Annotated in this window: 21 protein-coding genes; 19 read left to right on the top strand and 2 right to left on the bottom strand. The window is 63.1% G+C overall.

Features of this window, described 5'->3' with window-relative positions:
* Positions 1–507 precede the first annotated feature (507 nt).
* The 18 genes from DWV00_RS16835 to DWV00_RS16755 all read left to right on the top strand — a co-directional run bounded on the left by DWV00_RS16835 (position 508) and on the right by DWV00_RS16755 (position 23,093).
* Entirely contained in the window at positions 508–1,413 is a 906-nt protein-coding gene (locus tag DWV00_RS16835) for a hypothetical protein (RefSeq protein WP_115534743.1), read from the top strand.
* 79 nt (positions 1,414–1,492) lie between these two features.
* Positions 1,493–3,118, top strand: a complete 1,626-nt coding sequence (locus DWV00_RS16830) for a phage tail sheath family protein (RefSeq protein ID WP_115534742.1) — start codon at positions 1,493–1,495, stop codon at positions 3,116–3,118.
* 24 nt (positions 3,119–3,142) lie between these two features.
* The gene (locus DWV00_RS16825) at positions 3,143–3,598 is read left to right on the top strand and encodes a phage tail protein (RefSeq protein WP_115534741.1); all 456 of its coding nucleotides are present in this window, start codon (positions 3,143–3,145) and stop codon (positions 3,596–3,598) included.
* Between the two features lie 2 nt (positions 3,599–3,600).
* Entirely contained in the window at positions 3,601–4,047 is a 447-nt protein-coding gene (locus tag DWV00_RS16820; RefSeq protein WP_115534740.1) for a phage tail protein, read from the top strand.
* 3 nt (positions 4,048–4,050) lie between these two features.
* Entirely contained in the window at positions 4,051–4,212 is a 162-nt protein-coding gene (locus DWV00_RS34080; protein WP_181885489.1) for a DUF5908 family protein, read from the top strand.
* A 34-nt stretch (positions 4,213–4,246) separates the two neighbouring features.
* Complete coding sequence (locus tag DWV00_RS16815; RefSeq protein ID WP_115534739.1) at positions 4,247–4,900, top strand: CIS tube protein; 654 nt, start codon at positions 4,247–4,249, stop codon at positions 4,898–4,900.
* On the top strand, positions 4,897–6,687 hold the full coding sequence (gene vgrG / locus DWV00_RS16810; RefSeq protein ID WP_181885488.1) for a type VI secretion system tip protein VgrG: 1,791 nt from the start codon (positions 4,897–4,899) through the stop codon (positions 6,685–6,687). The genes DWV00_RS16815 and vgrG overlap by 4 nt, the downstream gene beginning before the upstream one ends.
* A gap of 12 nt (positions 6,688–6,699) precedes the next feature.
* Complete coding sequence (locus tag DWV00_RS16805) at positions 6,700–7,002, top strand: PAAR domain-containing protein (protein WP_115534737.1); 303 nt, start codon at positions 6,700–6,702, stop codon at positions 7,000–7,002.
* A gap of 9 nt (positions 7,003–7,011) precedes the next feature.
* Positions 7,012–7,434 carry a GPW/gp25 family protein gene (locus tag DWV00_RS16800; RefSeq protein ID WP_115534736.1) on the top strand — a complete coding sequence of 141 codons (423 nt, stop codon included), beginning with the start codon at positions 7,012–7,014 and terminating at the stop codon, positions 7,432–7,434.
* A gap of 12 nt (positions 7,435–7,446) precedes the next feature.
* The gene (locus tag DWV00_RS16795) at positions 7,447–11,298 is read left to right on the top strand and encodes a baseplate J/gp47 family protein (protein WP_115534735.1); all 3,852 of its coding nucleotides are present in this window, start codon (positions 7,447–7,449) and stop codon (positions 11,296–11,298) included.
* On the top strand, positions 11,291–12,046 hold the full coding sequence (locus tag DWV00_RS16790; protein ID WP_115534734.1) for a hypothetical protein: 756 nt from the start codon (positions 11,291–11,293) through the stop codon (positions 12,044–12,046). The genes DWV00_RS16795 and DWV00_RS16790 overlap by 8 nt, the downstream gene beginning before the upstream one ends.
* A gap of 3 nt (positions 12,047–12,049) precedes the next feature.
* Positions 12,050–14,974 carry a hypothetical protein gene (locus DWV00_RS16785; protein ID WP_115534733.1) on the top strand — a complete coding sequence of 975 codons (2,925 nt, stop codon included), beginning with the start codon at positions 12,050–12,052 and terminating at the stop codon, positions 14,972–14,974.
* Positions 14,971–18,942, top strand: a complete 3,972-nt coding sequence (locus tag DWV00_RS16780; RefSeq protein ID WP_115534732.1) for a contractile injection system tape measure protein — start codon at positions 14,971–14,973, stop codon at positions 18,940–18,942. The genes DWV00_RS16785 and DWV00_RS16780 overlap by 4 nt, the downstream gene beginning before the upstream one ends.
* A 5-nt stretch (positions 18,943–18,947) precedes the next feature.
* Complete coding sequence (locus DWV00_RS16775) at positions 18,948–20,303, top strand: ATP-binding protein (RefSeq protein WP_220274708.1); 1,356 nt, start codon at positions 18,948–18,950, stop codon at positions 20,301–20,303.
* A gap of 8 nt (positions 20,304–20,311) precedes the next feature.
* Positions 20,312–20,887 (top strand): Pvc16 family protein, encoded by a 576-nt coding sequence (locus tag DWV00_RS16770; protein ID WP_115534731.1) that lies wholly within the window; start codon positions 20,312–20,314, stop codon positions 20,885–20,887.
* On the top strand, positions 20,884–21,912 hold the full coding sequence (locus DWV00_RS16765) for a hypothetical protein (protein ID WP_115534730.1): 1,029 nt from the start codon (positions 20,884–20,886) through the stop codon (positions 21,910–21,912). Before DWV00_RS16770 ends, DWV00_RS16765 begins: the two co-directional genes overlap by 4 nt.
* A 30-nt stretch (positions 21,913–21,942) precedes the next feature.
* Complete coding sequence (locus DWV00_RS16760) at positions 21,943–22,209, top strand: hypothetical protein (protein WP_115534729.1); 267 nt, start codon at positions 21,943–21,945, stop codon at positions 22,207–22,209.
* A 26-nt stretch (positions 22,210–22,235) separates the two neighbouring features.
* Complete coding sequence (locus tag DWV00_RS16755) at positions 22,236–23,093, top strand: hypothetical protein (protein ID WP_115534728.1); 858 nt, start codon at positions 22,236–22,238, stop codon at positions 23,091–23,093.
* A 58-nt stretch (positions 23,094–23,151) separates the two neighbouring features.
* On the opposite strand, the gene DWV00_RS16750 is transcribed toward DWV00_RS16755, so the two are convergent.
* On the bottom strand, positions 23,152–24,009 hold the full coding sequence (locus DWV00_RS16750) for a peptidoglycan-binding protein (RefSeq protein ID WP_115534727.1): 858 nt from the start codon (positions 24,007–24,009) through the stop codon (positions 23,152–23,154).
* Between the two features lie 63 nt (positions 24,010–24,072).
* Between DWV00_RS16750 and DWV00_RS16745 the strand changes: the two genes are divergently transcribed.
* Positions 24,073–24,534, top strand: a complete 462-nt coding sequence (locus DWV00_RS16745; protein ID WP_115534726.1) for an Lrp/AsnC family transcriptional regulator — start codon at positions 24,073–24,075, stop codon at positions 24,532–24,534.
* A gap of 133 nt (positions 24,535–24,667) precedes the next feature.
* Here DWV00_RS16745 and DWV00_RS16740 read toward each other — a convergent pair whose 3' ends face one another.
* Positions 24,668–25,627, bottom strand: coding sequence for a chemotaxis protein CheV (locus DWV00_RS16740; RefSeq protein WP_115534725.1), 960 nt, complete (start codon positions 25,625–25,627; stop codon positions 24,668–24,670).
* Between the last annotated feature and the right edge of the window lie 173 nt (positions 25,628–25,800).

Raw genomic sequence — 25,800 nt, 5'->3', positions numbered from 1 at the left:
GACGAAGTGCAATCATCTTATGATATTGTCGCGCTGGAATGCGTCCCGTAGCAGTTAAGAAGAGAAGACAACGGGCGCTCAGGGTGTGATCAAGCACAACTGAAAGAGACCAATTGACGTCGCCGGCACATCGGCGGCGTGGTAAGCGAAGGAGAGCGGGGATGACCGGGGGCAAGTTCAGGCGGCGCAAGGCCGTCTCTGTCGGTGCGCGATGGCATTGCGCATTCGAATCCGCTTCGCCACGCCGAGGGGATCCCGGTCTATCAGACATTCCGTGACACGAACATGACATTGCGCTTGAGTCCGATGTACAAGCGTGTACAAGCGTGTACAAGCGGATAGGGCCGCATGTCTCGTCTGCCTCGTCAGACCGATTCGAACAGTAATCAGCAAGTAATCGTTGCAGTAATAGCTGTGTAGGTTTTTTTGCGCCTGCAGCTTTGGGGGAGTCTTGCACTCTTTCAATTGAGCTGCGCTTGTCCATGAAGACTTAAGGAGAATCGGGTAATGGCAGACGGAGCCTCTATCGTCGGCGATAAGACGAACAACTATGTCGTGTTCGACAAGCCGAACCAAGTCGTTTATACCTTTGACCTCAAGCAGTTCGGCTTGCCCAGAGCGGTCCCGCCCAAGGTGAGTGCCCCAGGCCTTCCGTCGGCGCCGGTCTCGGGCATCACGGGCAACGCCGCCAACGGGATTGTCTACTTCTTCGGCAATTCCGTCTCGTACCTCACCGACGTGAACAACCCCAAGGCGAAATGGAAGGCCTTGCCGGAAGCCCCGTTCAAGACGGGTATCAAGGGCATGTGCGGCGATCTGATCAACGGCATCGTGATCCACGACGGCACGAACATCGCTCAGATCAAGGACGTATTCAACAACCCGGTCTGGCTCGAGACGAACATCAGCCCGCGTATTTCGATCGCGGGCATTGCCGGTGACGGCACCAACGGGATCGCGGTCTATCGCAACGCGCAGTCGTCGGGCAAGGCCCCAACTAGCGACGACGACGGCAAGTTCATCCCGACCGTCTACCTGTTTTCCGGCCAGCTTTGCGGCACACCCACCCCGCCGCCGGAGCCCAAGATCGGCATCGAAGCGCTCTTCGGTGACGGCCTGAACGGCTACATCGCCATGGGCGAGAATCAGCTGTTCTCGTTGGTCAAGAACGTGTGGGTCAAGCTCGCCTCATTGAACTTCAGCTTCAACTCCGCCACGGGCAATCCCAAAGACGGCGTCGTTGCCTTGCTCGGCTCGGAGAACTACGTGGTGACCACACCGGACTGCAAGGTCCTGACGCTGGCGCAAGTTCTTCCTGAGTTGAAGCCTCGCAGCGGCGTTCAAGCCGCCGCCGCGCCAACCTCGCAGCCGGTGTCGTCCGCCGAGGCACCCGCGGAAACGATGACCGCTTGATGCGGCCTGTTTGCAAAACGGCGCACCGCCGCCCGCCGGGCGCCGCGGTGGCTGCCGGCTGATTTCCACGTGAGGGACCATGGCGCAATACAAAACCCCAGGCGTCTATATCGTCGAGCAAGACGCGTTTCCCAATACGGTGGTCGAGGTTGCCACCGCGATACCGGCCTTTATCGGCTATACCGAGAAGGCGCAGGACGGCAGCGTTCCGAAGAAATACGTGCCGACTTACATCGAGTCGCTGGACGACTACGTCACGTATTTCGGCGGCCCTTACAAGCCTCAGTTCAAGCTTTCGCAAGGCGCGGACAAAAGCTACAAAGCCGATCTGAACGCCGTCACGCGGTTCTTCATGTATTACGCGGTGAAGCTTTACTTCGTCAACGGCGGCGGCCCGGCCTACATCATCTCGGTCGGCAACTACGCGGACGCGGTGGCGAACGGCAAGAACGCCAACCACTTCACGCCCGATCCCGATCCGGCCAATCCTGATCAGGTAGCGCCTTTCGACGCGTTGAAGAAGGTGCTCGACGTCACTTTGCTCGTGGCGCCGGACACGGTGCTGCTGGGCGGAGCGGACGACTGCTACGGCTTTTGGCAGCAGGCGCTGGCGCACTGCGGGTACATGCAGAGCCGGATGGCCTTGATCGACATGTTCGGCGGCGACCAGCGGCGCACGCATGCCCCCGCGACGGACGTGATTTCCGGCGATTCCGGGTTTCGCGAGAAAATCGGCACGGCATTCTTGAACTACGGCACCGCGTATTACCCTTGGGTCGAGTTCGACGTCGTCGACAAGAGCAAGATCACCTATTCCAATCTCGACGCGGACTCGTTGGGCATGTTGAAGACGGCGCTGGCGAACGAGATCGCCACGCTCGTTCCGCAGCCTAGCCTGATGCAGCAGCAAAAGATGCAGGCGCTCTATAGCTCCCTGGCGTTGAAAGTCACGGACGACAAGGGCAACGATCTGACCGACGACAACGGGGTTCCGAAAGCCGACGACGCGGGCAACACGCTTGCCAACGCGACGAAGGCAGCCGATCAGATCGCGCGCCTTCACAATCAGGTGGTGTCGGTGAGCCCGCTCTACAAGCGGCTGACGACGAAGATGGCCGAGCAGGTGAACGTGCTCCCGCCGAGCGCGGCGATGGCGGGTGTCTACGCTCGCGTCGACGCGACGGAAGGCGTATGGGAAGCCCCAGCCAATACGAGCATCAATCTCGCTGTGAAGCCGGTGGTGGACATCTCGGCGGAGGATCAGCAAGACCTGAACATGCCGCTCGACGGCCGCGCGGTGAATGCGATCCGCAACATCCCGACTCGAGGCTTGGTGGTGTGGGGCGCTCGCACGCTCGACGGCAACAGCGGCGATTGGCGCTATATCAACGTGCGTCGCACGATGATCATGCTCGAGCAGTCGATCAAGAATGCCGTGATGGCCTACGTGTTCGCACCCAACGTGTCGACGACGTGGGTTGCCGTCGAGAGCATGATTTCCAATTTCCTGTTCAACCTATGGCGTTCGGGCGCCTTGGCCGGAGCGAAGGCGCAAGACGCATACAGCGTGAGCGTGGGCCTCGGCAGCACGATGACCGGGCAGGACGTCCTGGACGGATACATGCGCGTCACGATTCTGGTGGCGATCTCGCATCCTGCTGAATTCATCGAGTTGACGTTCCAGCAGCAGATGCAGACTTCGTGATGACACGGAAGAGGAGAACCGATTATGGCAGGTGAAGCACAGGATCCAAAAGTTTGGCCGTTGCCGAAGTTTTACTTTTCCGTGGATATCGGGGATCAGCAGAACTTGGCGTTCCAGGAGGTGTCCGGGCTCGACACGGAAACGCAGATCATCGAATACCGTGCCGGCAACAGCTCCACGTTTTCCACCGTCAAGATGCCGGGCATCAACAAGGTGGGCAACGTGACGCTGAAGAAGGGCATTTTCGTCAAGGACAACAAGTTCTGGGATTGGTATTCGCAGATCAAGATGAACACGATCAAGCGCGTGCCGGTGGTGATCAAGCTCTTGGACGAAAAGGGCGGCGCGACCATGGTCTGGACGCTGCAGAACGCATGGCCGACCAAGATCACGGGCACCGACCTGAAGTCCGACGGCAACGAAGTGGCCGTGGAGACGCTGGAAATCGCGCACGAAGGTCTTGAAATCAAGAACGCGTGACGATGAGCTATTACCCGCCCTTAGGTTTCTATTTCAAGGTGCAGATCTCGGGAGCCAAGTCGGAGGACGACGCGGCTTTTACCGAGGTCTCGGGCCTCGACATGGAAATCGAATTGGAGGAGATCAAGGAGGGCGGCGAGAACGGCTTCAGCCACCGCCTTCCTGGGCGGGGCAAGCACGGCAATCTCGTGCTCAAGCGCGGCATCCTGGTCAAGGGGTCGCAGTTTTCGAACTGGTGCAAGTCGACGCTTCAAGACGGCGTCATCGGCAAGATCGCATGCAAGGACCTGAACATTTTCCTGCTCGATCGAGCAGGCCGGCCGTTGCTCACTTGGAACTGCACGCGCGCTTGGCCGGTGAAGTGGAGCGTGGGCGCGTTCGATTCCACCAGGAACGACGTGGCCGTCGAGACACTGGAGTTCGCATTTCAAACGTTGACTCGTAGATGAACCATGCCGATGGAAATCCATGAATTGGTCATACGCGTGACCGTGGCCGATCCGGAAACGCCGGCTCCCGATTGGGACGCCCTGCGCCGCATGCTGCGAGCCGAACTGCTGGAGCTGTGTCAGGAAGAGATCCAGACGCAGCTGCAGCGCGCGGGCGAGCGCTGAGCGCTATCGGACCGGCCCCACGGAGCGATCGAGAATGGCCCTGCAAAAGCTGACCCTACACGCCTATAGCGATGCGGACTTCACCAAGGAAATCGGCAGCTATAGCTTGCAGATCAATCCGGAAAGCTATACGCACAACCATTCCGCGAGCTATAACCCGGCCAAGAGCACCGATACCGCCGGCTCGACCACCAAGTACGATTCGATCACGCCCGAAACGCTGTCGTTCAGCTTCTACCTCGATGGCACGGGCGTCGTCAGCGACTTGAAGCTGAGCGATTCGATCAAGCAGTTCAAGCTGCTCGTCTACCGGTACAACGGCAGCATTCATAGCCCCAACTACCTGATGGTGATATGGGGCAAGTTGTCGTTCAAGTGCCGGTTGACCAAGCTCGACATCGAGTACACGTTGTTCGACCCGGACGGCTTGCCGCTGCGCGCTAAACTCACGCCGAGCTTCGAGCAATTCCTCTCGGCGAAGGACCTCGAGAAGATCAGCGGCAAGAATTCCCCGGATATGACCCATGTGCGGTATGCCGGAACGGGGGAGACGCTGCCCTTGATGTGCGAGCGCATTTACGGCGACAGCCGCCACTACTTGATGGTGGCGAACTATAACGGCCTGACCGATTTTCGCAATCTGCAACCCGGGCAGCCTATCGCTTTTCCCCCTTTGGTTTCATCGTGAACGTCTCCCCGCTGGCAGGTAAAACCGATCTCGTCTCCGTCACCGTTCTGGTGGACGGCAGCCCCATTCCCGACACCTACCGTGTCAGCAGCATCAAGATCGTGCGCGAGGTCAACCGTATCGGAACGGCACGCATCGCGCTCGTCGACGGCAACTCGAGCACCGGCACGTTCCCGATCAGCGAGTCGAGCACCTTCGTTCCGGGCGCCAAAGTGGAAATCAAGATGGCTTACCACCAGGACGCGACTTCGGTGTTCAAGGGCATCGTGGTGAAGCACGGCATCCGGGTGCGCGAGCAGGCGGCTGCGCAGTTGCTCGTCACCTGCAGCGACAGTGCGGTCAAGATGACGGTGGGGCGCAAGAGCAATGTCTATAAGGACAAGACCGACAACACCGTGCTGAAAGCCCTGATCGAAAAGCACGGGCTCACGGCAACGGTCGAATCCACCAGCGTGACTTACGAAGAGCTCGTGCGCTTTTACAGCACCGACTGGGACTTCCTGCTCAGCCGTGCCGAGGTCAACGGCAAGCTCGTGCTCGTGGACGACAACAAGGTGACGGTACAGTCGCCGGCGGTGGCGCAAGGGTGCGGGCTCGTCGTGAAGTACGGCGACGCGCTCAGGACATTGGAAGCGGAAATCGACGCTCGCAACCAGTACACGCAAGTGAGCGCGACCGCTTGGGACATCTCCGAGCAAAAGGTGATCACGGCCACGAGCGCCGCTCCTACCGTCAACGCGCAAGGCGATATCGAGGGCAGCACGCTCGCCGGCGTGTTGAGTGCGGGCACGTTCGAATTGAATTCGCCGGCGCCGCTGGAGAACGCCGATTTGCAGAATTGGGCCGACGCGCAACTGCTCAAATCGCGTTTGGCGAGGATCCGCGGCACCGTGACGTTCCAGGGGAGTGCGCTTGCCGTGCCGGGCAAGACAATCGAATTGGCCGGGCTAGGGACACGTTTCAACGGCCAAGCCTTCATCGCGCGCGTCGCGCACACGCTGGAGCACGGCAATTGGTTGACGGAGGTGGGTTTCGGACTGTCGCCCCGCTGGTTCGTCGAAGAGCAGCCCGACGTCGAAGCACCGCCCGCGGCGGGGTTGCTGCCCGGAATCTCGGGGCTTCAGATCGGCACGGTCAAGAAGATCGATGCCGATCCGCTGACCATGACGCGCGTATTGCTCGACTTGCCGCTCATCGACGGCGACGGCAACGGGATCTGGGCGCGGTTGGGTACGCCGTATGCCACCAATAAGGCCGGCATCATGTTCATGCCGGAGATCGGCGACGAAGTGATGGTGGGTTTCATCAACGACGACCCGCGCTTCCCGGTGGTGCTCGGCAGCTTGTACAGCAGCAAGCACACGCCGCCCTATACCCCGGATCAGCCCAATACGAATAAAGCCATCGTCACGAAAGGCCAAATCAAGATCACGCTGCAGGACGTGGACAAGATCGTCACGATCGAAACGCCCGGAGGCCAGGTCGTGGTGATGAGCGACAAGGACAAGTCGATCAGCATCACCGATTCGAACAAGAACAACATCAAGCTGTCGTCGAGCGGAATTTCGCTCGACAGTCCCAAGGACATTACGATCAAGGCTACGGGTTCGGTCAGTATTCAAGGGACGGCCGGCGTCAGCATCAAGTCTTCGGCCAGTGTCAAGGCCGAGGCGCCGCAAATCGGCGCCGAAGCATCGGCCACGTTGACGCTGAAGGGAACGGCCTCCGCCGAGTTGAACTCGGCGGCGCGCGTGGCCGTGACCGGCGGCGTGGTCATGATCAACTAACGGGGAAGCACCATGCCGCCTGCCGCGCGCATTTCCGATATGCATATGTGTCCGATGCAGACACCGGCCGGTCCCGTGCCGATTCCGCACGTGGGCGGGCCGATCATCGGGCCCGGCGTGCCGACGGTGCTGATCGGCAAGCTGCCGGCCGCGGTCGTGGGAGACATGCTCACCTGCGTGGGCCCTCCCGACACCATCATCAAGGGATCGACGACGGTCTTCATCGGCGGGCGTCCCGCGGCGCGCATGGGCGATACCTGCGCGCACGGCGGCACGATAGCGATCGGGTTTCCGACGGTATTGATAGGAGGGTGAGTCCGCGCCATGGCGAGCGATACGAGATTCCTCGGGCGCGGCTGGCAGTTTCCGCCGACGTTCGACAAAGCAAGCGCGGGCGTGCAGATGGCCGAGGCGGAGGAGGACATCCGTCAAAGTCTAAGGATCCTGTTCAACACGGCTCCGGGTGAGCGGATCATGCTGCCGGGCTACGGGTGCGCCTTGCAGCAGCATGTGTTCGACCTCATGAACGCCAATACGCTCACGCTGCTGGAAACCTTGATTTCAGACGCGGTGCTGCGCTATGAACCCAGGATTTTGCTCGAGAATGTGGACTTCGATCTGAGCGATGCAACCGATGGACTCCTGCGCATCACCTTGACGTATCTGGTGCGCCAGACCAACACGCGCAGCAATATGGTGTTCCCGTTCTATCTAGCCGAAGGAACCAATGTCCGTACGATCGCTTAACGGAGCCGCCGCGTGATCGGTACGACGCAGGCTGCTCGCCGCCTGGCGGCGCTGTCTCCCGAGAGCGCGCCCGTCGACGCTCGCACGTTGCCGGAGCAGCTCGATTTCGTCAGGCAGTTCGCGCAGCTCTTGATCTATGTCGGCACGGACGGCAAGCACGACGGCCACTGGGAGCCGTTCTTCGCAAACGACATTAGCTTTGCATTGGCGCCGATCGTCAACTTCGACGGCCGGCGGATCTTGGCGGACGCCGAACGCCTCGCGGCCGCGGAGCCGCATCCGGCACACCGCGAAGAGGGGCTCCTATCGCAGTTGTTCGAGTTGTTTCGGCAGGTGTCCGAGTGGGTGGTCGGCGTCAAGCACATCGGCGCGTCTCTTCCGCTCGGGACGTCGGCCGGCCTGGCGCTCGAAACGCTGGTGACCGTGCAACTCGCGCCTTTGTACAGCGAGGTCGCCGGCAACCCGGAGTGGGAGCGAACGTGGCATAGGCTGTCGCGCGAATTTTGGCGCAAGCACAGCGCCGACGGCGACTATTTGAAGTGGTTGTGGCACGGGTCGGTCCCACCCAGCGATGCCGTTGCCACGCGAAGCTTGCGCGATATCCTGCAGTCGTTCGTCCAATACATCGTTGCGGCACAAGCCACGATGCGCCGGTACTTCGCCGACTCCTTGCAAGACACGGTCGGCCATCAGCCGCACTCCGCGCTGATGATTGCTTTCGTGCGCCTGCTGCGGCACGCACAGGAAAGCGCGAACACCATCACGGCCCGGCATCTGGATTTCTACTATCGCGACATATTGCGGCTGCGCGAGCGTCCGGCCACGCCGGATCGCGCGTTCGTTTGCCTGCAGCCCACGCCGGCGGGGCGAGACGTCAAGGTACCGGCCCTGACCCAATTGCGCGCCGGCAAGCTGCCCGACGGGCGCGATTTGATTTACGCCCTCGACGACGATCTGGTCGTCAATCAGGACGCGGTCGGCGCGCTCAAAACGATTCGTGCCACGCAAGCGATAGCGCAAGGCGTGCCGTATGTGCCTCGGCTGTATGCCTCCCCGCACGCCGATTCGCGCGATGGCCTCGGGGCGCTGCTCGTGCAGCCGAATCCGAGCTGGCCGACGTTCGGGACCGATTGCACCGGCGCTCCGCTGTTGTTGGATAGTTCGCCGCCGGCCGAGATCGGATTCGTCGTCACCTCGCCCATGCTATTGCTGCGTGGTGGCCGGCGCGCGTTGCGCTTGCGTTTCGAATTCGAAGCGAAACCCTCGAGCCTTCCTCGCTCGCCGATCGAAAAAACGCCTGGCGGGACGGCGGCCGCTCCGTTGGCGTTCGCGGATGTGGTCCGTGCTTTTCTCGAGGTGACGAATCAGGCCTATGCGGATTTCGCGGGGCGCTCGCTCGACGCCATGGTTCGGCGCGCGTTGAGGCAGGCTTGCGAGGTGTCGGTCACCACGGCGAAAGGGTGGCAAAGCGTCAAACGCGTGGCCGTGTTGGCCGACCTCGCGCGATGCCGCGTCGATCTCGTTCTGATGCTGCCGGCTTCTTTTCCGCCGGTCGAGCCCGGGCCGCCGGCGGTATCGGAGGCCGGCGGCGCATCGCCGTGGCCGCGCCTGAAGCTGATGCTCAAGCCCGATGCGCGAGTGTATCCGTATTCGTTTATCCAACACCTGCTGATCAAGGGCATCACAGTGCAGACGCGGGTGGCGGGGTTGGTGCCGGCGAGCATGACGACTACTCAAGGGCCGGTCGATGCGACCGCGCCGTTTGCGCCGTTCGGGAACTTGCCGATCCTGGGCAGCTATTTGGAAATGGTCGACCCGGAACTCGCGAGCAAGCCGATCAAGGGCGCGGTAGTGCGAGTCGAATGGTTCAACCTGCCGATAGCGCCGCAAAACTTGGCGGGGCACTATGCCGGCTACCTGACATCGGTGACGAACAATATGTTTCAGGGGGCGTTTTCGATCAGGACAAACGATCGGTGGAATCCGCCGTGCTGCGGCAAGCCATTGTTTACGCAAGACGATAGCATTACGGCCGGATTGCAGACGCGACGGTCGTTCCGCGTCGTCGAACCAACCAGGAACGGCGCGCTGCAGCCGTTGGACGGGATTCGCATGGAATTGGCCGGGCCGACCTGGGCGTTCGGCCATGCGCTGTACCCTCAAGTGCTGGCGGATGCGTCGATGAAGGCCGCGCTCGCGATCAGCACCCAGATCAAGCAAGAGCCTGAGCTTCGGATTCAGCCTTACCCCTATCTTCCCAGTCTGCCCAAGATGCCCAATCCGCCGTTTCTGCCGCAGGCGAAGAGCATCACCGTCGATTACGTCGCTCGCCAGCAGTTGCAGGCGCGGCAAGCGCCGGATGTGACGTCGGCGCCTATTCCATGTTTCTACAAGATCGGGCCGTTCGGGTACGTGGCTCAGCCGCTGACCGGCACATTGCTGCTAGAAGGCATCGCGCGCGCCGGGCAGTTGTATATCGGTCTTCGCAACCTTGTGCCGGGGCAAATCGTATCGCTGCTGTTCGGCATGCAAGAAGCGCAGGGGCGGACGGCAAGCGAGGAGCCGTCCGCGCCCGGCTCGGGATCGGCACCCGGCGCCGTCGATTGGTACTACTTGCTCGACAATGCGTGGCACCGCTTCGGCGATGGGCTGGTCGAGGACGGGACCGCCGGCTTGACGAGAAGCGGCATCGTGCGCTTGCAGACCGGCGCGCGGCGCATGAACAGCGACAACACTTTGCTTCCGGCCGGCCTGTACTGGATTGCCGCCGTCGTGGACGATCCGCAAGCACGCAGTCGTGCCGCGTATGTGGGGACGCAAGCCGTTGCCGTCACGCAAGTCTTGAACGGCGCCGCGCCCTTGGCGAGTGCTCCGTTGCCGGTCGGCTCGATCAACGATTTCGTCCGCAAACCGCCCGGCATTCAAGGTGTGGGCCAACCTTTGCCCACCTGCGGCGGCCAGGCGGCGGAACTCACGGATGCTTTTCAGGTGCGCGTGAGCGAGCGGTTGCGTCACAAGCAGCGGGCCGTGAGTGCAGCGGACTTCGAGCAGATCGCATTGGACGTGCTTCCGGCGCTGTTGCAGGCCAAGTGCATTACGCCGGACGTCGTGCGCGCGAAAGGATACGACTGCGCGCGATTGCCGGCCGGCACGCTCAAGCTCGTCGTCGTCCCGCAGCCTGCTCAAGGCAAGAACCATCCGGCACGGCCCAAGATCTCGCTCGACGAACTCGCGCTGATACGCTCGGCATTGCTGCAAAGGACCGTCGTGACCCTGCGTGATTTGTCGGTGGCCAATCCGGTGTACGAGGAAGTGAAGGTGGTGCTGCAGATCGATCTGCGCGCGGAGCCGGAGACGCACCTGAACTCGGGGAAAGCGGCCGCATACGATTTGAGTTCGCTCGATCGCGACATGTCTTCGTGGCTCGCGCCGTGGCGCGACGATCGTTCGATCGCGTTGCCGGTCGGCGGCGATCCGTCGAATCGAAACGTGAACGACCTGCAGGCGTTCATCGTCAACCGCGTCGGTGCGGAGCGTGTTGCGCGTCTGCAGTTGAACGTCCTGCATAGCTACGAGCGCGGCGGCGCGCGCGCGACACGCTGGTTCGGACGCGACGAGGCGTTGATGCCGTCCAGCCCTTGGGCCGTGCTGATTCCCGCCGCGAGCCATTTCATCGGATCCTGCGATGAACGCTACGGCATTGACAGCATGGCGATCGGCGAGGATGCGATGGTTCTGCCGGAGCCGCCCCCGCCCGCGAATAAGCTCGCGCAAAGCCCATCCGATCGGCGCTATCGGTTGCACGTGCCGCTGAAGCTAGTCTCCCAGCCGTCAGACGTCGATCTCTCAAAATCCGATGATTAAGAAGCCGGAAGACATCAAGAAGGTGTTCGTCAATGGTGCGAGGCCGACGGAGTCGGACTTCGCGGACTTGATCGACTCGTTCGTTCCGAGAGATTCGCTTCCTGACGACGACTTGGAGGCGCTGCGCCAAATCATTGCTTGGTGGCGCAAGCGCAGTCCCGCCTGCAGCGGCGACACCGGCACATCTCCTTCGGCCGGGGCAAGCGACTCGGGTGGCGCGGCGTCCGCGCCTGCGCCTACGGCCGGCACGCTGAACCCTACCGACGATTGGGCGGTCTTCGACGGTGGCGGTTCGACCGGTAGCGGCACATCGTCCGGTGCCGGTGTCGCATCTCCCGCCGGCGGTGCAAGCTCCGCGGGAAGCGCAACACCCGCCGGTGCCGGCACGGCGGCGTCGGTCGTGACCGTGCCCGCGGACGGCAAGTGGTATCCGCTCTCGATCACCGAGAAGACCGTGGGCACGTGGATGTGCCTGGCGTCCACCGTCGACGCGCGCTCTTCATACCGGATCAAGAACACGGCGATGGCGGCTGTCGGCGCGCGTGCGCCGGCCCGCCGGCTCGTACAGAACGTCGAGCGCGACAGCTTGCTGCCTTGGCACACGATCCAGTTCAAATGGGTTGAGGGCGCGGGTTCTTCCTATGCGCTCAACGTGCGTGCGCGCATCGCGTTCGGACCGAACTGCAAGGGGCTGCCCACGCAGATTCGATGCGAGATCACGCGCCGCGCCGCGGCGGGCCAGGGCTGAGGCATGGCCGAGACGCCTTTGCTGCCGACGTTCCCCGGCACCCTGCCTACCAGCATGGATTTCAATGCCCTGCTGGCCGAGGGCATCGCCTACGTGCAAGCGACTTCGGGCGACGTTTGGACGGACTTCAACGAACACGATCCGGGTCTCACCGTACTCGAGCAGCTTTGCTATGCGCTGACCGATCTCGGGCTGCGCAGCCGGTACGAGATCGCCGATCTCTTGACGAACGAACGGCAGTTCATCGACCGCGATACGTTGTTCACGGGCGATCGCATTCTCACGAGCGCACCGATTTCCGGCAGTGACTATCGCGAGGTGATGTACGACCGCGTGCAAGGATTGAAGAACTTCTGGCTGGAGCCTGTCGAGGGGATGCCGGGCCTGTACCGCGGCTGGATCGAGAGATTTCGCTGGGGCCCCGAGCCGCAAGCGCTGGTCGAGCAAGTCCGCAAGATCCTACGGGCCAATCGCACGCTGTGCGAGGACGTCGACGAGCTCGACGTCCTCGCCTGGAAGACGCTCGAGTTGGCGGGGCGATTGGAACTTGCGGCCGATGCCGATCCCGACGATGTCATGGGCAGGGTATTTTTCGATCTCGACTGTAAGCTGGTGCCGCAGCCGCTGCTCATCGCGGTCGACGCGCAAGTCGCTGAGGGGGAGCCGTTCGATCGGATCTATGAGGGCCCGCGGCTGGAATACGGTGCCGCCGACGACAGCCAACTCGCCGCGCGTCCGACCTGCGTGACGCTGCATCAGATCGCGAGCGTGGTTCACGCGGTGCCGGGCGTGCGTCTGTTGAGCAACCTGCGGTTTTCGAACACGGATCAGGCTTCGCTGGCGTTGAAGAACGAAGTTCCGTTCGTCGAGATTCCCCAGCGCAACCAGCCGCAGCCGAGATGGCCGTTCGAACTCGTGGACTCGACGGGGCAGCCGGCGCCCATCGACGCGGACCGCGTCATCGCCGCATTCCGCAAATGCGTCGCTGAGGCTCGCGCCCGAGAAAATGCCGTCAAGCGCTGCACGGACGGCTTGGACTATCGCCGCCTGCCGAGCGGGCGCTTCCTGGACATCGAGCGCTATTACTCGATTCAACATCAGTTTCCGACGACATACGGCCTGAGCCGCTACGGGATTCAGGAAAATTTCGCACTGCAGACCGGAACCGGCATCGACGGTCCAACGAGCCTGCCGAACACGGGGGCGGCTGCCGTCAAGCGCGCGGCGCAAGTCAAGCAGTTGCGCGGCTATCTGATGTTGTACGAGCAGCTGCTTGCCGATGCCTTCGCGCAGCTTGCCAATGTTCGCCGGTTGTTTTCGCTGCGTCCGGGGCGGGCGGAGAGCTACTTCGTTCAGTCGTTGTTGAACGATGCGGCGGTCGACTTTCCGGACCCCAACGGCATACGCGAGCTGCTGCGCGACGAGCCGGAAGAAGATCGTGAACACGACTGCCCGCGCCGGCGTTATACGGTGTGCGTGCGCGAGCCAGTCGGCGGAGAGCCCGGCGGCACCGCGCTCATCAGCGTTCCCTGCGACGGTCTGGCCGACGCGCGGCAATTGGCCAAGACCATCGCCGAACGTTGTGTCGATCCCGCTCATTACCTCTGTGCGAGTTGGGCGCGCGGCCGGATTGCGATCGTATTGGTGGACGCAACGTGCGAGATCATCGCCCACGGCCAGGAACGCTATCACACGCTGACTCGCGCGCGGCGCGCCGCGCGCCGGCTTGCGCTCCGTTTGCGCAACGCGAAGGAACGAGGGGGATTGGCGCGTTTCGTCGAAATCCGCCGCCAGCACGCGAGCGAGACGGGCGGCCTGCTGCCGATCCGCGAACATTCGGCGCCGTCGACGCCTGACGAGCGATACCTCGCGCGCCTGAAGCGGCTCATGGCGCAGTTCGACGACTCGCCGCGGCGCCGCAATATGTTTCTGAATCATTTGCTCGCGCGCTTCAACGAACGCTTCGACGACGACTCGCTGCAACGTTTCGATCCGCGACCCGCCGCCGCCGATCGGTTTCTCGACGAGTTGGCCGACTGCAAGCGCAGCTTCCTGACGACCTACGCGCACGCCAGCCGGCGGCGCGCGAGCGGCTTCGATTACGGCATGAAACGCGCCGCGCCCATGCCGTTCGGCTCCGGGCTCGAACATCGGCTCTACAGCCTGCTCGGCATCGGCGGCCGGCAGCGGTTCGCGCGCTATCCGAGATCGCTCGCACGGCTGACCGATCGCCATCCCGGATACGAGTTCGAGCGCAGGCGCGGCGCGGCCGGCGGTGAGAAGGCTGCACGCGCGGAGCGCGAGCTAGACGGGTTCGTCTTCGATGCCGGCCATCCCGCCGTCTTCACGCAACTGCTCCGGTATGGGGCCGACTTGGCGCGTTATACGATCGAGCGCGAGGCCGACGCCCGACGTTGGGTGCTGCATTTTTTGTCGCCGGGCGACACGCATCGTGTGTTGACGGCCACCGACCCCGAGCGCCTGGAGCGATACCGCGACGATCTGATCGACTGGCTGCGTCCCGACGGCGCGGCCGGAATGCACGTGTTCCACGGAGAGGGGCTGTATGTCCTGGAGCATATTCTGCTTCGGCCGTTGGCCCCGCCTCTTCAGCATGACGAAGACGGCTTCTACGGCTACCGGATCAGCATCTTGTTCCCGAATTGGCCGGCGCGTTTTCAAAGCGACGAATTCAAGCGGTTTGCCGAGCGGCTGGTTCGCGAGAACAGCCCTGCGCACGTTCAGGCGGATTGCTATTGGCTCGATTTCGGTCAAATGTGGTCCTTCGAATCTTCGTATGAGGCGTGGGCCTGTGCGAAGTACCGATCCGTTCGTCATGACGATCCGCAACTCGCGAACCTGGACAAGCTCTCGCGGCACCTGCGCGATTTTCTGCGGGATTTGGCGCGAGGCGACGCCGCGCCATGAAGCCCGCCGCCACGCACCGCCTGCGTAATTTATCGTTCGATCTGCAACTGCGCATTGGCGGAGGCGGCGATCAGGAACGCGCGCGGCAGATGCAGCAGCGGTTGAGTGCCTATTGCCGCGAGCAGCTGGAGCAAGTGCTGCAGCCCTGTTTCGATGAAGCGGCCGGCGATGCGCAGGTCTATCAAATTCGGCGCATCGAACTGGATCTCGGACGAATTGCACCGGAGCATTTGGAATCCGATTTGAGCGAGCGGCTTCGCGCCGCGCTGCGCACGCGATTGCGCCGGCTCGGGTTACCGCGTCGTTCGCAGGCTGTTGCTGTCGGCGGATCGGGCGAGGCCGATCCGGTCTATTGGCAGGCGCTGGTGGAGTGGCTCGAGCGAGGAGAGGTGCGAGCCGATTTGCGGCCGGCGGACTTGTTGCAGCAGGCCGTCACGCATGCACCGATCCGCCTCGCGTCGACGTTGCGTCGCACGAGCAAGGCCGCTGAGGTGAGCCGGCGTTTGGCGAGTGCGTTGCCGGAGCCGGTCATCGAGCAGACGGTCGGCGTGCTGGTGCCTAGCGATGCCGCGTACGTCATCGGCTGTGCACGCCGATTGCGGCACGTCGAGCTCGTCGGCACGCAGGTACGAGCGGGCAGCCATGATTTCCGCGTCGCACTGTGGGCGTTCGTTCTGCACTATCTGCTCGATTCGCGCGGTTCCGAGTTCAATCGTCGCGCGTTCGTCGCCGCGACATTGCGGCAGATGGCGGCGCACTATCGGATGAGCTTCGCGGGCTTGCTCGATCAGCTGACCCGCTCCATCGAAGGCCTCATGACGCGCGAGGGGCGGCCAGGATCGCTGCTTGGCACGCTTTACTCGTTGCGGCGAGATCTGGGCGAAGCGCAAGCCGAATCGGCGCAAGCGCTCGCCGCCGCGAACGATTCCGGCGTGACGGTCCTCGAACCGGCGGAGCGGCGATTGCACGCCCTGATCGCACTGCTGCAAGGCCGGGCCGACCGCCACGATCGTGAAACCTTGGGCGCTCTGGACGCATGCTTAGCCGACCTGTCGCGGCGGCTGCCGCTCGAGCTGCAGGCGGCGTTACGTTCCTCCCTGCACAGCGAGGATGCGCGGCGACGGATGATGCGAGGCTTGCCGGCAAACCGGCGGGACAAGCTCTGGCGCTGGCTGGCGCCGGTGCATGCGCGGCGCATCGGTGCCGTGCTCGGTTCGCTCAAACGCGCGTTGCGCGACGAGAGTGGCCCACAGAGCGATACGCGTCTCGACGGCGCCGCGCTCGAATATTGGGCAAGCGCCACGGCGCCGTTCGATTCGGCTCGCTTTGCGCGCGGGGTGCTGAGTCGTTATGCCGAGATGAATCCGGTGCCGGCGCACGCCTTGTTGCACGAATTCGACGCAGGCCGGTTTCCTGCCGACGCGACGTGGCTGCTCGACAGACGGGACGAACGGCCGCAAGAGCCGAATGCCGCAAGCACCGTCGATCGTCTTCGGAATGGGTTCAAGTATGGGCTGTGGGATGTCGCGCCGGGCGTTGCATTGCGCGACTGGCTTGCACAACTGCCGGACGATGTCGTTGCACAGACGGCGATGACGGTAGGCCCGACGGCCGCGGCCCGCATCGTCAGGGAATTCGAGCCGGCCCGGCGCGAGCGATTGCTGCGCCTGCTTGCCGGCAAGCAGGCCGGCGATTTGATCCGGCTGCGCTCCGCATTGCCCGATGCTGCTCGACAGCTGCAGGTGCCGGAGCATGAATTGCTTCGGCAGGCGGACTTGAGTCTGCTGACGTCGCTGCTCGATTCCGTCGACGATCTCACGCAGTGGGGCAGCCGGATGGCTCAAAGTCTGGCGATGCACACGCTGCGCGAATACGGCGAAGTGATGGCCGCGCTCGGCCTTGCCGCCCCGGCACCGGAACCCGTCTCGGATCCGGCGGCAGAGGCCGCATTGCACCGGCAGGTCGATGCATGGCTCGATCACGGCTATTTTGCCGAGCCGATGTCCGCGACGACGATTGCGGCGTTGTGTCGCGCGATCGAACAAGGCGCATCGGGAGGGCCAGGCCGAACGGGTCTCGTCCGTACACCGCAGCGTCCCCTCGACTTCATTCGGGCGGAACTCGCTCGCCGGCGCTGGCCGCGCCGCGCGATCAATCTCGCGCGCCCGGTATGGCTGCCCCACGCGCCCCGCAGCGATGGGGCCGATCTTGCGCAATGGGTCGCACTCTTGACGACCGGCAACTCGCCCTGGTGGGGCGACGACGGCCGGTATCCGCAACGCCGTTTCGAGCGCCTGCTCGACCGGCAGCCTGACCAACTGACGGACGCGTTGCGCAAGGCCATCGTCTATCCGCGCGTGCTGCCGCGTCTGTTGGATTGGCTGCCGGCGGTCACGCGGCGCCGGTTGCTGCTAACGCTGAGCCCGGACGCGGGCGGTTTGATCCTAAGTTGGATCAATGCCGGCAGCGCGCTTGCGAATTCGCCCGCCCTTACGGGCAGTCAGCGCCGCCACGCCGCTCGCGTACATTGGGAGGTGGCGCTCAGTCTCCTGTTGAGACCTCATGGCGACGTGTTTTCGGCGGCGAGCTTTTTGGACGATGCCGCACGCCGAGTCGCGCACAAACTCGAATTGCCGGAAGCGCGTTACCGGGATGCGCTGAGCGCGGTGGCAGCCAAGGGCGCCGAGCGAGCGGCGCGCTACGCGGTGCTGGCCGAATTGCTCGGCGGCGATCCGCCTTCGGACCGATCGTCCGCGCATATTCCAGAGCCGATCGAAATCGCACGCGTACGCTATCGCTTGGCCGATGAGCGGCGCGGCTCCGATCGCGCACCTCGCGGGACCGAACCGGGCAGGGGCGACGAAGCCGTGCTCGCCGCGCTGGAAAACATGCTGCGCTACAGCCACCCGCTGCATGAGGAGGCGCGCAGGACGCTTGCTGAACTGAGTGCCGCGGCGGCGAATTGGCCTGCCGCTCGCCGCCGCGCTTGGCGCCGCTTCTTTTACCGCGTGTTCGCACAGTCTGTTCATCGTCAGCGGCTGGCCAGCCTGTTGCCCCGTGCGTTGCTGCTTCGCCTGTTGCCGCTTTGGCTGGCGCCGGCACAAATCGCCGCTGTCGATATCGTGCTCGAGCAGTTAGGAACGCTAACGATCCTTCCGGGGCAGGGCCGGTATCGCAGAGAGGCTCAAGCCTGGGACGCGCTCTTCGAGCAACTTCATCTTCAGCGCGGCAGCCGATGGGCACTACCGCGTTTTGTTTCGGCTGTGGCCGATCGTCTGGCCGAACACCATAAGCCCTCGCCGCTTGAGCTCCTTGCCGCCATGGAGCATGCGCTGCCGGGCTCCGAGGCCGAACTGCGCCGCTCCGTGAGGCAAGCGCGCAGGATGACGGTGGTGTCGTCGTTTCCGAAACCGCCGTCACGACCGATACCCTACATCGATCCCGATCGCCAGCCGTTGCCGGCGGACGCGCCGTTGTACGTTCAGAACGCGGGGCTGGTGCTGCTGTGGCCGTTCCTGCCGCGCTTTTTCGAAATGTTGCATCTTGTCGAGAACGACGATTTCGTCGATGAGGTGGCCCGCAGCCGCGCCGTCTATCTGCTGCACTACTTGGCTTGCGGCGAGGACGATGCGCCCGAGGACGCCTTGACGCTGAACAAGTTCTTGTGCGGCATGCCGCTCACGCGCGCGCCCGAACTAGTGGATCCGCCCCGAGAGGATGAAAAGGATCTTGCGCGCGGGCTGCTGTATTCCGTGACGCAGCAATGGGGAAAACTGAACGGCACGTCGATCGAAGGGTTGCAGGAAACGTTTCTGAGGCGTGAGGGGCGTCTGTCGGTCGAGGAGAAGCGCGCAACGCTCACGGTGGAAAAGAAGACCGTCGATATCCTGCAGGAGAGCATGCCGTGGAGTTACAGCACAATTCGCGCGCCCTGGCTTGCGCAGGTCCTGTTCGTGAAATGGAGATGACATCCATGCTTGCACAAGCCAATGCACTCGAACTAGAGATCGAGTGGCTCGATCAGGCGGTATCGAGTGCCATGCAGCTGTATTTCGGCCAAGAGCCGACGATGGAACGCGTCGCGCAACTATCGCCGCCGGAACTGCCCGCCGAGTCGCCCTATGCATGCGCCGTCGCCGACTGGGACTTGAGCGCCGAGGAACGGCTGGTGCTGATTCTTGCGCTCGCACCGCACGTGCGCCCTCAAGTGCTCGACCCTTTCTTGATCCGCAACGCGAATCTCGAGCATCCGTTCAGCGAATTCGGCGGTTACTCCGGCGCGCATCATCGCGGTTTCTGGCCGACCGCCGAAACGGCGGCGTTCATTTTGGCGGGCGATAGCTTGCAGGCTCGCGCCTGCGTTCACCGCTTGTTCGCCCCCGATTCGCCGCTGCGCCGCCACGGAGTGTTGGCTTGGGACGAAGCCAAGCCGGCGGACGGCGCGGTGACGATTCGCGCCCATCTCGGCCAGCCGCTACAGGTGAGCCGCGAGTGTCTGAGCGTGCTGACCACGGGTGATCGCTTCCAGCCGACCTATGGCGGCGATTTCCCGGCGCAGCTCATCCGCACGCCGCTCGACTGGGCCGATCTCGTGTTGCCGCCGCACGTGCGCGACGACGTGCAAGAAATTCGTGCATGGATCGAACATCACCGCACGCTGCTTCAGGATTGGGGGCTGGCCCGTCAGATCAAGCCGGGTTTCCGTTCGCTGTTCTACGGTCCGCCGGGTACCGGTAAGACGCTCACGGCGACATTGCTCGGAAAGAGCACGGGCCTCGACGTGTATCGGGTCGACTTGTCGCTCACGGTGTCCAAATACATCGGCGAGACGGAAAAGAACTTGTCGCGCGTGTTCGATCAAGCCGAACGCCAGGATTGGATTCTGTTCTTCGACGAGGCCGACGCATTGTTCGGCAAGCGCGGCCATGCATCGAGCGCCAACGATCGCTACGCGAATCAGGAGATCGCTTATCTGCTGCAGCGCGTGGAAGATTTCCCCGGCGTGATCATTTTGGCCAGCAACCTCAAAGGCAACATCGACGAAGCATTCGCGCGACGGTTTCAGTCGATGATCCACTTTCCGATGCCCGACGCGCAAGAGCGCTTGCGGTTGTGGCAGGGCGCCTTCGCAGCGCCTTGCAAAGTGGAGCCGAACTGCGATTTCGCTGCGCTTGCGGAGCAATACGAGCTGTCGGGCGGCGCCATCATCAACGTACTCCGCTACGCGGCATTGACCGCGGTGCGGCATGGGCAGCCGCAAATCCACATGAACGACATTCGTCAAGGCATACGGCGCGAACTCCGAAAGGACGGGCGCATCAGCGTTTAGGAGCCGGCATGATCGATAAGACCTTGAGCTTCCTGTTGGACGAACTGAACACCTATCTGAGCCTGCATATGCAGAGTGCGGAAAAGGTGGCGGTGCTTTCCGCGCTATCGAGCATGGACGGCTCTCTCGTGCCGGGTCTGACCGGCAAGCTGATCCTCACGCTCGTCAACATCGGCAAGGAGGCCGCGGCGCCGTCGCTAGGCATTCCGACGAAGGCGGAAGGCGGCGGCTACGTGCGCGGCGCGGCGCCGCTGAACCTGAATCTGTACATCATGGTCTCGGCGTCGTTTCAAAATTATCTCGACTCGCTGCGCATGTTGAGCGGCGCGCTCGGCTTCTTTCAGGGCAGGCCAGGATTCGATGCGCAAAGCTGCGCCAATTTCCCGCCGAACCTCCAGAAGCTGACCGCGGAACTCGTGAGCATCAGCACTCAGGAAATAAACAACCTCTGGGGCATTCACGGCGCGAAGTATTTGCCGTCCGCGGTGTTCAAGCTGCGCATGATTACGTTGCAGCAGGGTTGGGCCGACGCCGTTGTGCCCGACGTGCTCAAGCCGGATACCAACGTGGGGCGTGGCGCGTGAGCCCGCTGCTGACGATCCAGTGCTCGCACAGCTACTTTTTCGACGGCGTGTGCCGCGTGCTGAGCCTGATGCCCACTTCGGCCTGCGCGAGCATGCTCGCGCGCTACCGCCTGCTGTTCCGTTCTTCGGCGGGCGGCGGCATTGTCTATTACCAGGAAGGCGTGAGTCCGCTTGCTCAATTCGACGAAAGCGCGCCTTTGGCGTTCTGGCTGATCGGTCGCGATCCGGCTTTGCTCAGCTACACGGATTCGAATTCGAGCAATGCCGCCGGACTGTTTTATTTCGACAACCTGCTGGACTGCAAGCTCGCCAGTGGAACATTGACCGCGCCGCAGCTTCCCTGCCTTCCGGCGCGCTTCGGGCTGCCGCTCGATCCGCCGCGGCGTGCGATGAATCTCGAACTGTTCCGCCGGCTCGATGGCGGCAAGCAGCCGGTGTGGCAGGGCCGAAGCCCCGATGTGGAATTGGCCGCGCTGGCGTTGGACTTCGGCGTGCAGGACGAGGGGCGATACCAGTTGGTGGGCGATGGCGCGAAGGTGCTCGACTTCTGGCTCGGTCACGCGCCCGCCGACGCTTGGGGCGTGGTGGCCATTTATCCGGGCGGGCGGCGGCAGGCCGCAGGCGTTGCGCCGGCTGCGCGCGCGATCGACGAGAAGGGCGAGGTCAGCCCCAAGTGCTACAGCATCGAGCTTCTGGCCAAGCAGGTGTTTTGGCGCTACAACCTGATCGGCCAAACGGAACTGAACTTCGAACACTATGAGTTGCTCGCGCGTCGCAAGACGGGCGAGCCGGTGCTGTTCGGGCCTCCGCAAGGCGCCCAGTTCAACGGCCAGCCGAGTTGCCGGTTCGTTGCGCGCGAGCCGCTTCCGTTGGCCGAGCGGCCTGGCGACGTACTCAGCGTTCGGTTGGCATCAAAGCCGGATGCGAGCCCTCAACTCAATCTGAGCCTCGCGTACCCACGGCCGGAGAATGTCGGAAGTCCCGAGGATGGAAAGCAGTTTGCCGATGTGCTCGTTTTTCTTTGAGACTCGTCTTCACGATTCGCGGAGATCACCATGCAAGGAAAGAAGGCGACGACTCAGCCCTCCGTCAGTCACGCGACGGAGCCGCAGACCCATGGCGTGTCGATGGCGAGCGAGCGGCATGCCGGTTTGACTCAGCTCGCGGCCGCAATCGACGCCAGCCCCCGGATGACGGCGCAGCGCAAGAAGATGGGCGGTTTGCCCGTGCCTAGGCCCGGGAAGAAGGACAAAGTCCCGGTCCAAGGGAAGTTCGACAATGCATTGCCACAGTCTGCATTCGACGAAACGTCGGGCCTATAAAAGAAGAGAAAAGAAAAGAGGAGACCATGTTCAACAGCACCGTACTCGAAGTCAGTCTCGGGATCGTCTTCTGCTTTTGCGCCGTCAGCTTGATCGTCAGTTCGATCAATGAGGCCATCGCGTCGGCGTTGCAGTTGCGGGGCAAGTATCTGCTCCAAGGCATCAAGGCTCTGCTTAACGACCCCGACTTCAACGGCCTCGCACTCGACGTCTACAACCACGCCTTGTTCAATCCGCACGGCACCGGTGATGCCGCCAACGAGCAGGAACTGGTCAAGAAGCCGCCGTTCGTGGCGCCGCGGCAGTTCGCATTGGCTTTCATCGACGTCCTGCAAAGGAATGCTTCCACGCCCCAGGATCTGGCTAGCGCCATCGATAGCGTGCCCGACGAGCAACTGCGTCAAATGCTGGAAGCGCTGTATCAGCGCGTCGCCGGAGACGTTGCGCATTTCGAGTTAGAGATCGCCACCTGGTACGACAGCGCCATGCAGCATGTTTCGGCGGGTTATAAGCGGACGATCCAGTTCTGGACGGTATTGTTCGGGCTCGTCATCGCGATATTGATGAATATCGACGCGCTGCACTTGTTCAGCGTGCTCTGGATCCATCCGGCGCTCGTGCAAGGGTTCGACTTCGACCAGTTGGCGAACGCCAAGTCTGCCTGGAATCAGTTGAACATCACGGAGTTGCCGATTGGATGGGGGACGCCGCCACTCAATTTCAAAAGCGGCTCGATCGTCTGGAATTACACCTACGTGCAATTGCTGCTGATGATCGTCGGGTGGCTGATCACGGCATTGTCGACGCTGTTCGGCGCGCCGTTCTGGTTCGACCTGCTGCAAAGCGTCACGAATCTGCGTGGAACCGCGCGGACGAATCGATGAGCCGGCAGGCGGCCTACCGGCGGCGCTCGCGCTTCAGTTTTCGGCTTCCGGTTTTGAGCTAGAGGCCGAGGATGGCCATACCCGTTTGATACGCCGCCTGGAATTGAGCGAGCCCGTGCGTGCCGCCGTTGACCGCCCGTCGCGCGGCCGCGAAATCGCCGCGCTGCAGTGCGGCGCCGATCTCGCTCGCGTGCGCCTTTAGAAAGGCGGCCAACAGACTCGCCGCGACATCCGGATCGCAGGCCAGTTCGGGCTCGCTGACGAGGTCGGGCTCTCCGACGAGCGGGCCGAAACGGGTGTAGTTCGCGCGGCCGGTCAACTGGACGAAGCCTCGGCCCTTGAACGTGCACCCATCGGTGGGCCCCAAGTTGCCGAGATCCTGGCGGTGGTCGTAGAGATCGAATGCTCTGCCGCCGGGGCTCGTATTGAATTGGGAGGTTTGCTCTTCCAGAGGCGCGAAGTCGCCGGTCTCCGCCCGGATCGTGGCGAGCGCTGTCAGTATGAGCGGCAGCGCGGTTTGTCGTGCGGCTTGCAGCGCCAACAGCACGCTTGGAAGATGCGTTTGAATGTTGGCGAGCGGCGTATCGGGAAACATCGAGGCGACGACGTCGACAGGGATGTCGGACACGGACACCGTTGGCGGAGCCGGATCGGCGAGTGGCTTCGGATCGATGGGCCTGGGGACGGCTGTTGCTGGGGCGGCTTTCGCGGGCTCGCTTTGCAAGGCGGCTTCCGTCTGCGAGCCCACGACACCGTCGGCCTTCAGGCCGGCGCTGCGTTGAAATGCGAGCACGGCATCGTATGTGTGCGCGCCGAATATGCCGTCACACGCACCGGGAGAATACCCGTGTGCGAGCAATTGGCGCTGCAGCGTCGCCACATCGGGGCCGTGGCTGCCCGTTTTCAAGGGATTCATTGGGACGTAGTTTATTAGACAATCCGTTATCGAAACCAAACGCGCAAGGGCAGCGACGCATCCATGACTCTCGACAAGACCGACCGAGCCATCCTGATGGCGATCCAAGCGGATGGCCGTATCACGAACGCGAGCCTGGCCGATGCCGTGGGCCTGACCGAGACGCCCTGCGCGCGGCGCCTGAAGCGGCTCGAGGCCGACGGCTATATCGACAGCTATCGCGCCGTGCTGTCGAAGCCGGCGCTGCAGATCGGCGTGACGGCCTTTGCCCTCGTGCGATTCGGGGTGCACGAGCGGCGTCTGGCCGATGAGTTCGAGCGCGAAATCCAGGCGATACCGCGCATCGTGGCGTGCCATAACGTGTCGGGCAGCGCCGATTATCTATTGCACGTCGTGGCGCGCGATCTCGAGGATTACGGCGCGTTCGTACGCGACGTGCTGCGCGCGTTGCCCGGCGTCACGTCGGTGGAGTCCGTGCTATCGCTGCGGGAGGTCAAAAGCGATGCGGGTTTGCCGCTCTTATAGGCGCGGCAAACCGAGGAGGAGGGGAAAATGCGTGCTCTTACAGGCGTGAGCCGCAAACCCGGACGGCGGGCGACGTGCACGCTCCTACAGGAATAGGAGCGGCCAACCCACGGCGGGAGGGAGGTGCCCTCGGTCAGTTGACGAGCGCCTGGCGAATCGCCTCGGCCAGATCGCCGGCCGCGAACTTCGCGACATAGCCGGTCGCCCCGGCGTTCTTGACGTGCGCTTCGTTGGCCGTGCCGGTCAGCGACGAGTGGATGATGACGGGAATGTCGCGCATCCGGTCATCGGCTTTGATCTGGCGCGTCAGCATGAAGCCGTCCATCTCGGGCATTTCCAGATCGGTCAGCACGAGCGCGACCTTGTCGCGCGTGCGCACGCCTTCCTTCTGCGCCTCTGCCGCGATTCTCGACAACGTGTCCCACGCTTCCTGCCCCGTCTTCGTGATGATGTACTCGGCGCCGAGCGCGGACAGGCTCTGCTCGATCAGCTTGCGGGCGAAGCCCGAATCGTCGGCGGCCAGGATCTTCGCGCCGCCCATCATCTTGACCGCCGTGCCGACGTCGGCCACCTCGACGCTCGGGTGCTGCGCCGGGAATACGTCGCGCAGCACCTGCTCGACGTCGACCACCTGCGCGAGGCGCGAATCGCCGGTATTGCCGTCGATGCGCGCAATGCTCGTCACCGAACTGCCGCCGGCCGACCCTTCGGCGGACAGCACTTGATTCCACTCGAGGCGGACGATGTCGTCGACTTCCTCGACCGCAAACGCCTGCGTCGAGCGCGCGAACTCGGTCACGAGCAGGATGTTCAGGCCGCGCGTCGGCTGGCAACCCATCAACTTCGGCAAGTCGATCACGGGGATGATCTGGCCGCGGATGTCGACGGCGCCGATCATATGCTCCGAGGCGCCGGCGATCGGCGTGATCGCCGGCATCGTCATGATTTCGCGAACCTTGAAGACATTGATGCCGTACAACTCGTGCGAATCGTCGTTTCCGGGGGCGGCACCGAGCCGGAACAGCAGCAGCTCGAACTTGTTCGAGCTCGTCAGGTTGGTGCGTTCGTCGATCGAGTGATGATCAGCGGCCATCGAAAGTTTCCTCTTGGGTTGCGCCCGCGCGCGGCGGTTGCACCCAGGGCAGGGTGGCGGCGCCGACGCTCGGGCTATACCGCTGATAACGGCGCGCGGCCGGGAAAATTGATACGGATTCGCGTTTCCCCCAAGAAAACTGTTAAGTTCACCGAAAAATATGACGTTATATA

The sequence above is a fragment of the Trinickia dinghuensis genome, assembly GCF_003367175.1.
In the GTDB taxonomy this organism is placed as follows: Bacteria; Pseudomonadota; Gammaproteobacteria; order Burkholderiales; family Burkholderiaceae; genus Trinickia; species Trinickia dinghuensis.
This window is presented reverse-complemented; position numbering and strand designations above follow the sequence as displayed.

Coding starts and splice junctions, on each gene's coding strand:
- DWV00_RS16835 (WP_115534743.1), top strand. CDS start 508: ATGGCAGACGGAGCCTCTATCGTCGGCGATAAGACGAACAACTATGTC.
- DWV00_RS16830 (WP_115534742.1), top strand. CDS start 1,493: ATGGCGCAATACAAAACCCCAGGCGTCTATATCGTCGAGCAAGACGCG.
- DWV00_RS16825 (WP_115534741.1), top strand. CDS start 3,143: ATGGCAGGTGAAGCACAGGATCCAAAAGTTTGGCCGTTGCCGAAGTTT.
- DWV00_RS16820 (WP_115534740.1), top strand. CDS start 3,601: ATGAGCTATTACCCGCCCTTAGGTTTCTATTTCAAGGTGCAGATCTCG.
- DWV00_RS34080 (WP_181885489.1), top strand. CDS start 4,051: ATGCCGATGGAAATCCATGAATTGGTCATACGCGTGACCGTGGCCGAT.
- DWV00_RS16815 (WP_115534739.1), top strand. CDS start 4,247: ATGGCCCTGCAAAAGCTGACCCTACACGCCTATAGCGATGCGGACTTC.
- DWV00_RS16805 (WP_115534737.1), top strand. CDS start 6,700: ATGCCGCCTGCCGCGCGCATTTCCGATATGCATATGTGTCCGATGCAG.
- DWV00_RS16800 (WP_115534736.1), top strand. CDS start 7,012: ATGGCGAGCGATACGAGATTCCTCGGGCGCGGCTGGCAGTTTCCGCCG.
- DWV00_RS16790 (WP_115534734.1), top strand. CDS start 11,291: ATGATTAAGAAGCCGGAAGACATCAAGAAGGTGTTCGTCAATGGTGCG.
- DWV00_RS16785 (WP_115534733.1), top strand. CDS start 12,050: ATGGCCGAGACGCCTTTGCTGCCGACGTTCCCCGGCACCCTGCCTACC.
- DWV00_RS16780 (WP_115534732.1), top strand. CDS start 14,971: ATGAAGCCCGCCGCCACGCACCGCCTGCGTAATTTATCGTTCGATCTG.
- DWV00_RS16775 (WP_220274708.1), top strand. CDS start 18,948: ATGCTTGCACAAGCCAATGCACTCGAACTAGAGATCGAGTGGCTCGAT.
- DWV00_RS16770 (WP_115534731.1), top strand. CDS start 20,312: ATGATCGATAAGACCTTGAGCTTCCTGTTGGACGAACTGAACACCTAT.
- DWV00_RS16760 (WP_115534729.1), top strand. CDS start 21,943: ATGCAAGGAAAGAAGGCGACGACTCAGCCCTCCGTCAGTCACGCGACG.
- DWV00_RS16755 (WP_115534728.1), top strand. CDS start 22,236: ATGTTCAACAGCACCGTACTCGAAGTCAGTCTCGGGATCGTCTTCTGC.
- DWV00_RS16750 (WP_115534727.1), bottom strand. CDS start 24,009: ATGAATCCCTTGAAAACGGGCAGCCACGGCCCCGATGTGGCGACGCTG.
- DWV00_RS16745 (WP_115534726.1), top strand. CDS start 24,073: ATGACTCTCGACAAGACCGACCGAGCCATCCTGATGGCGATCCAAGCG.
- DWV00_RS16740 (WP_115534725.1), bottom strand. CDS start 25,627: ATGGCCGCTGATCATCACTCGATCGACGAACGCACCAACCTGACGAGC.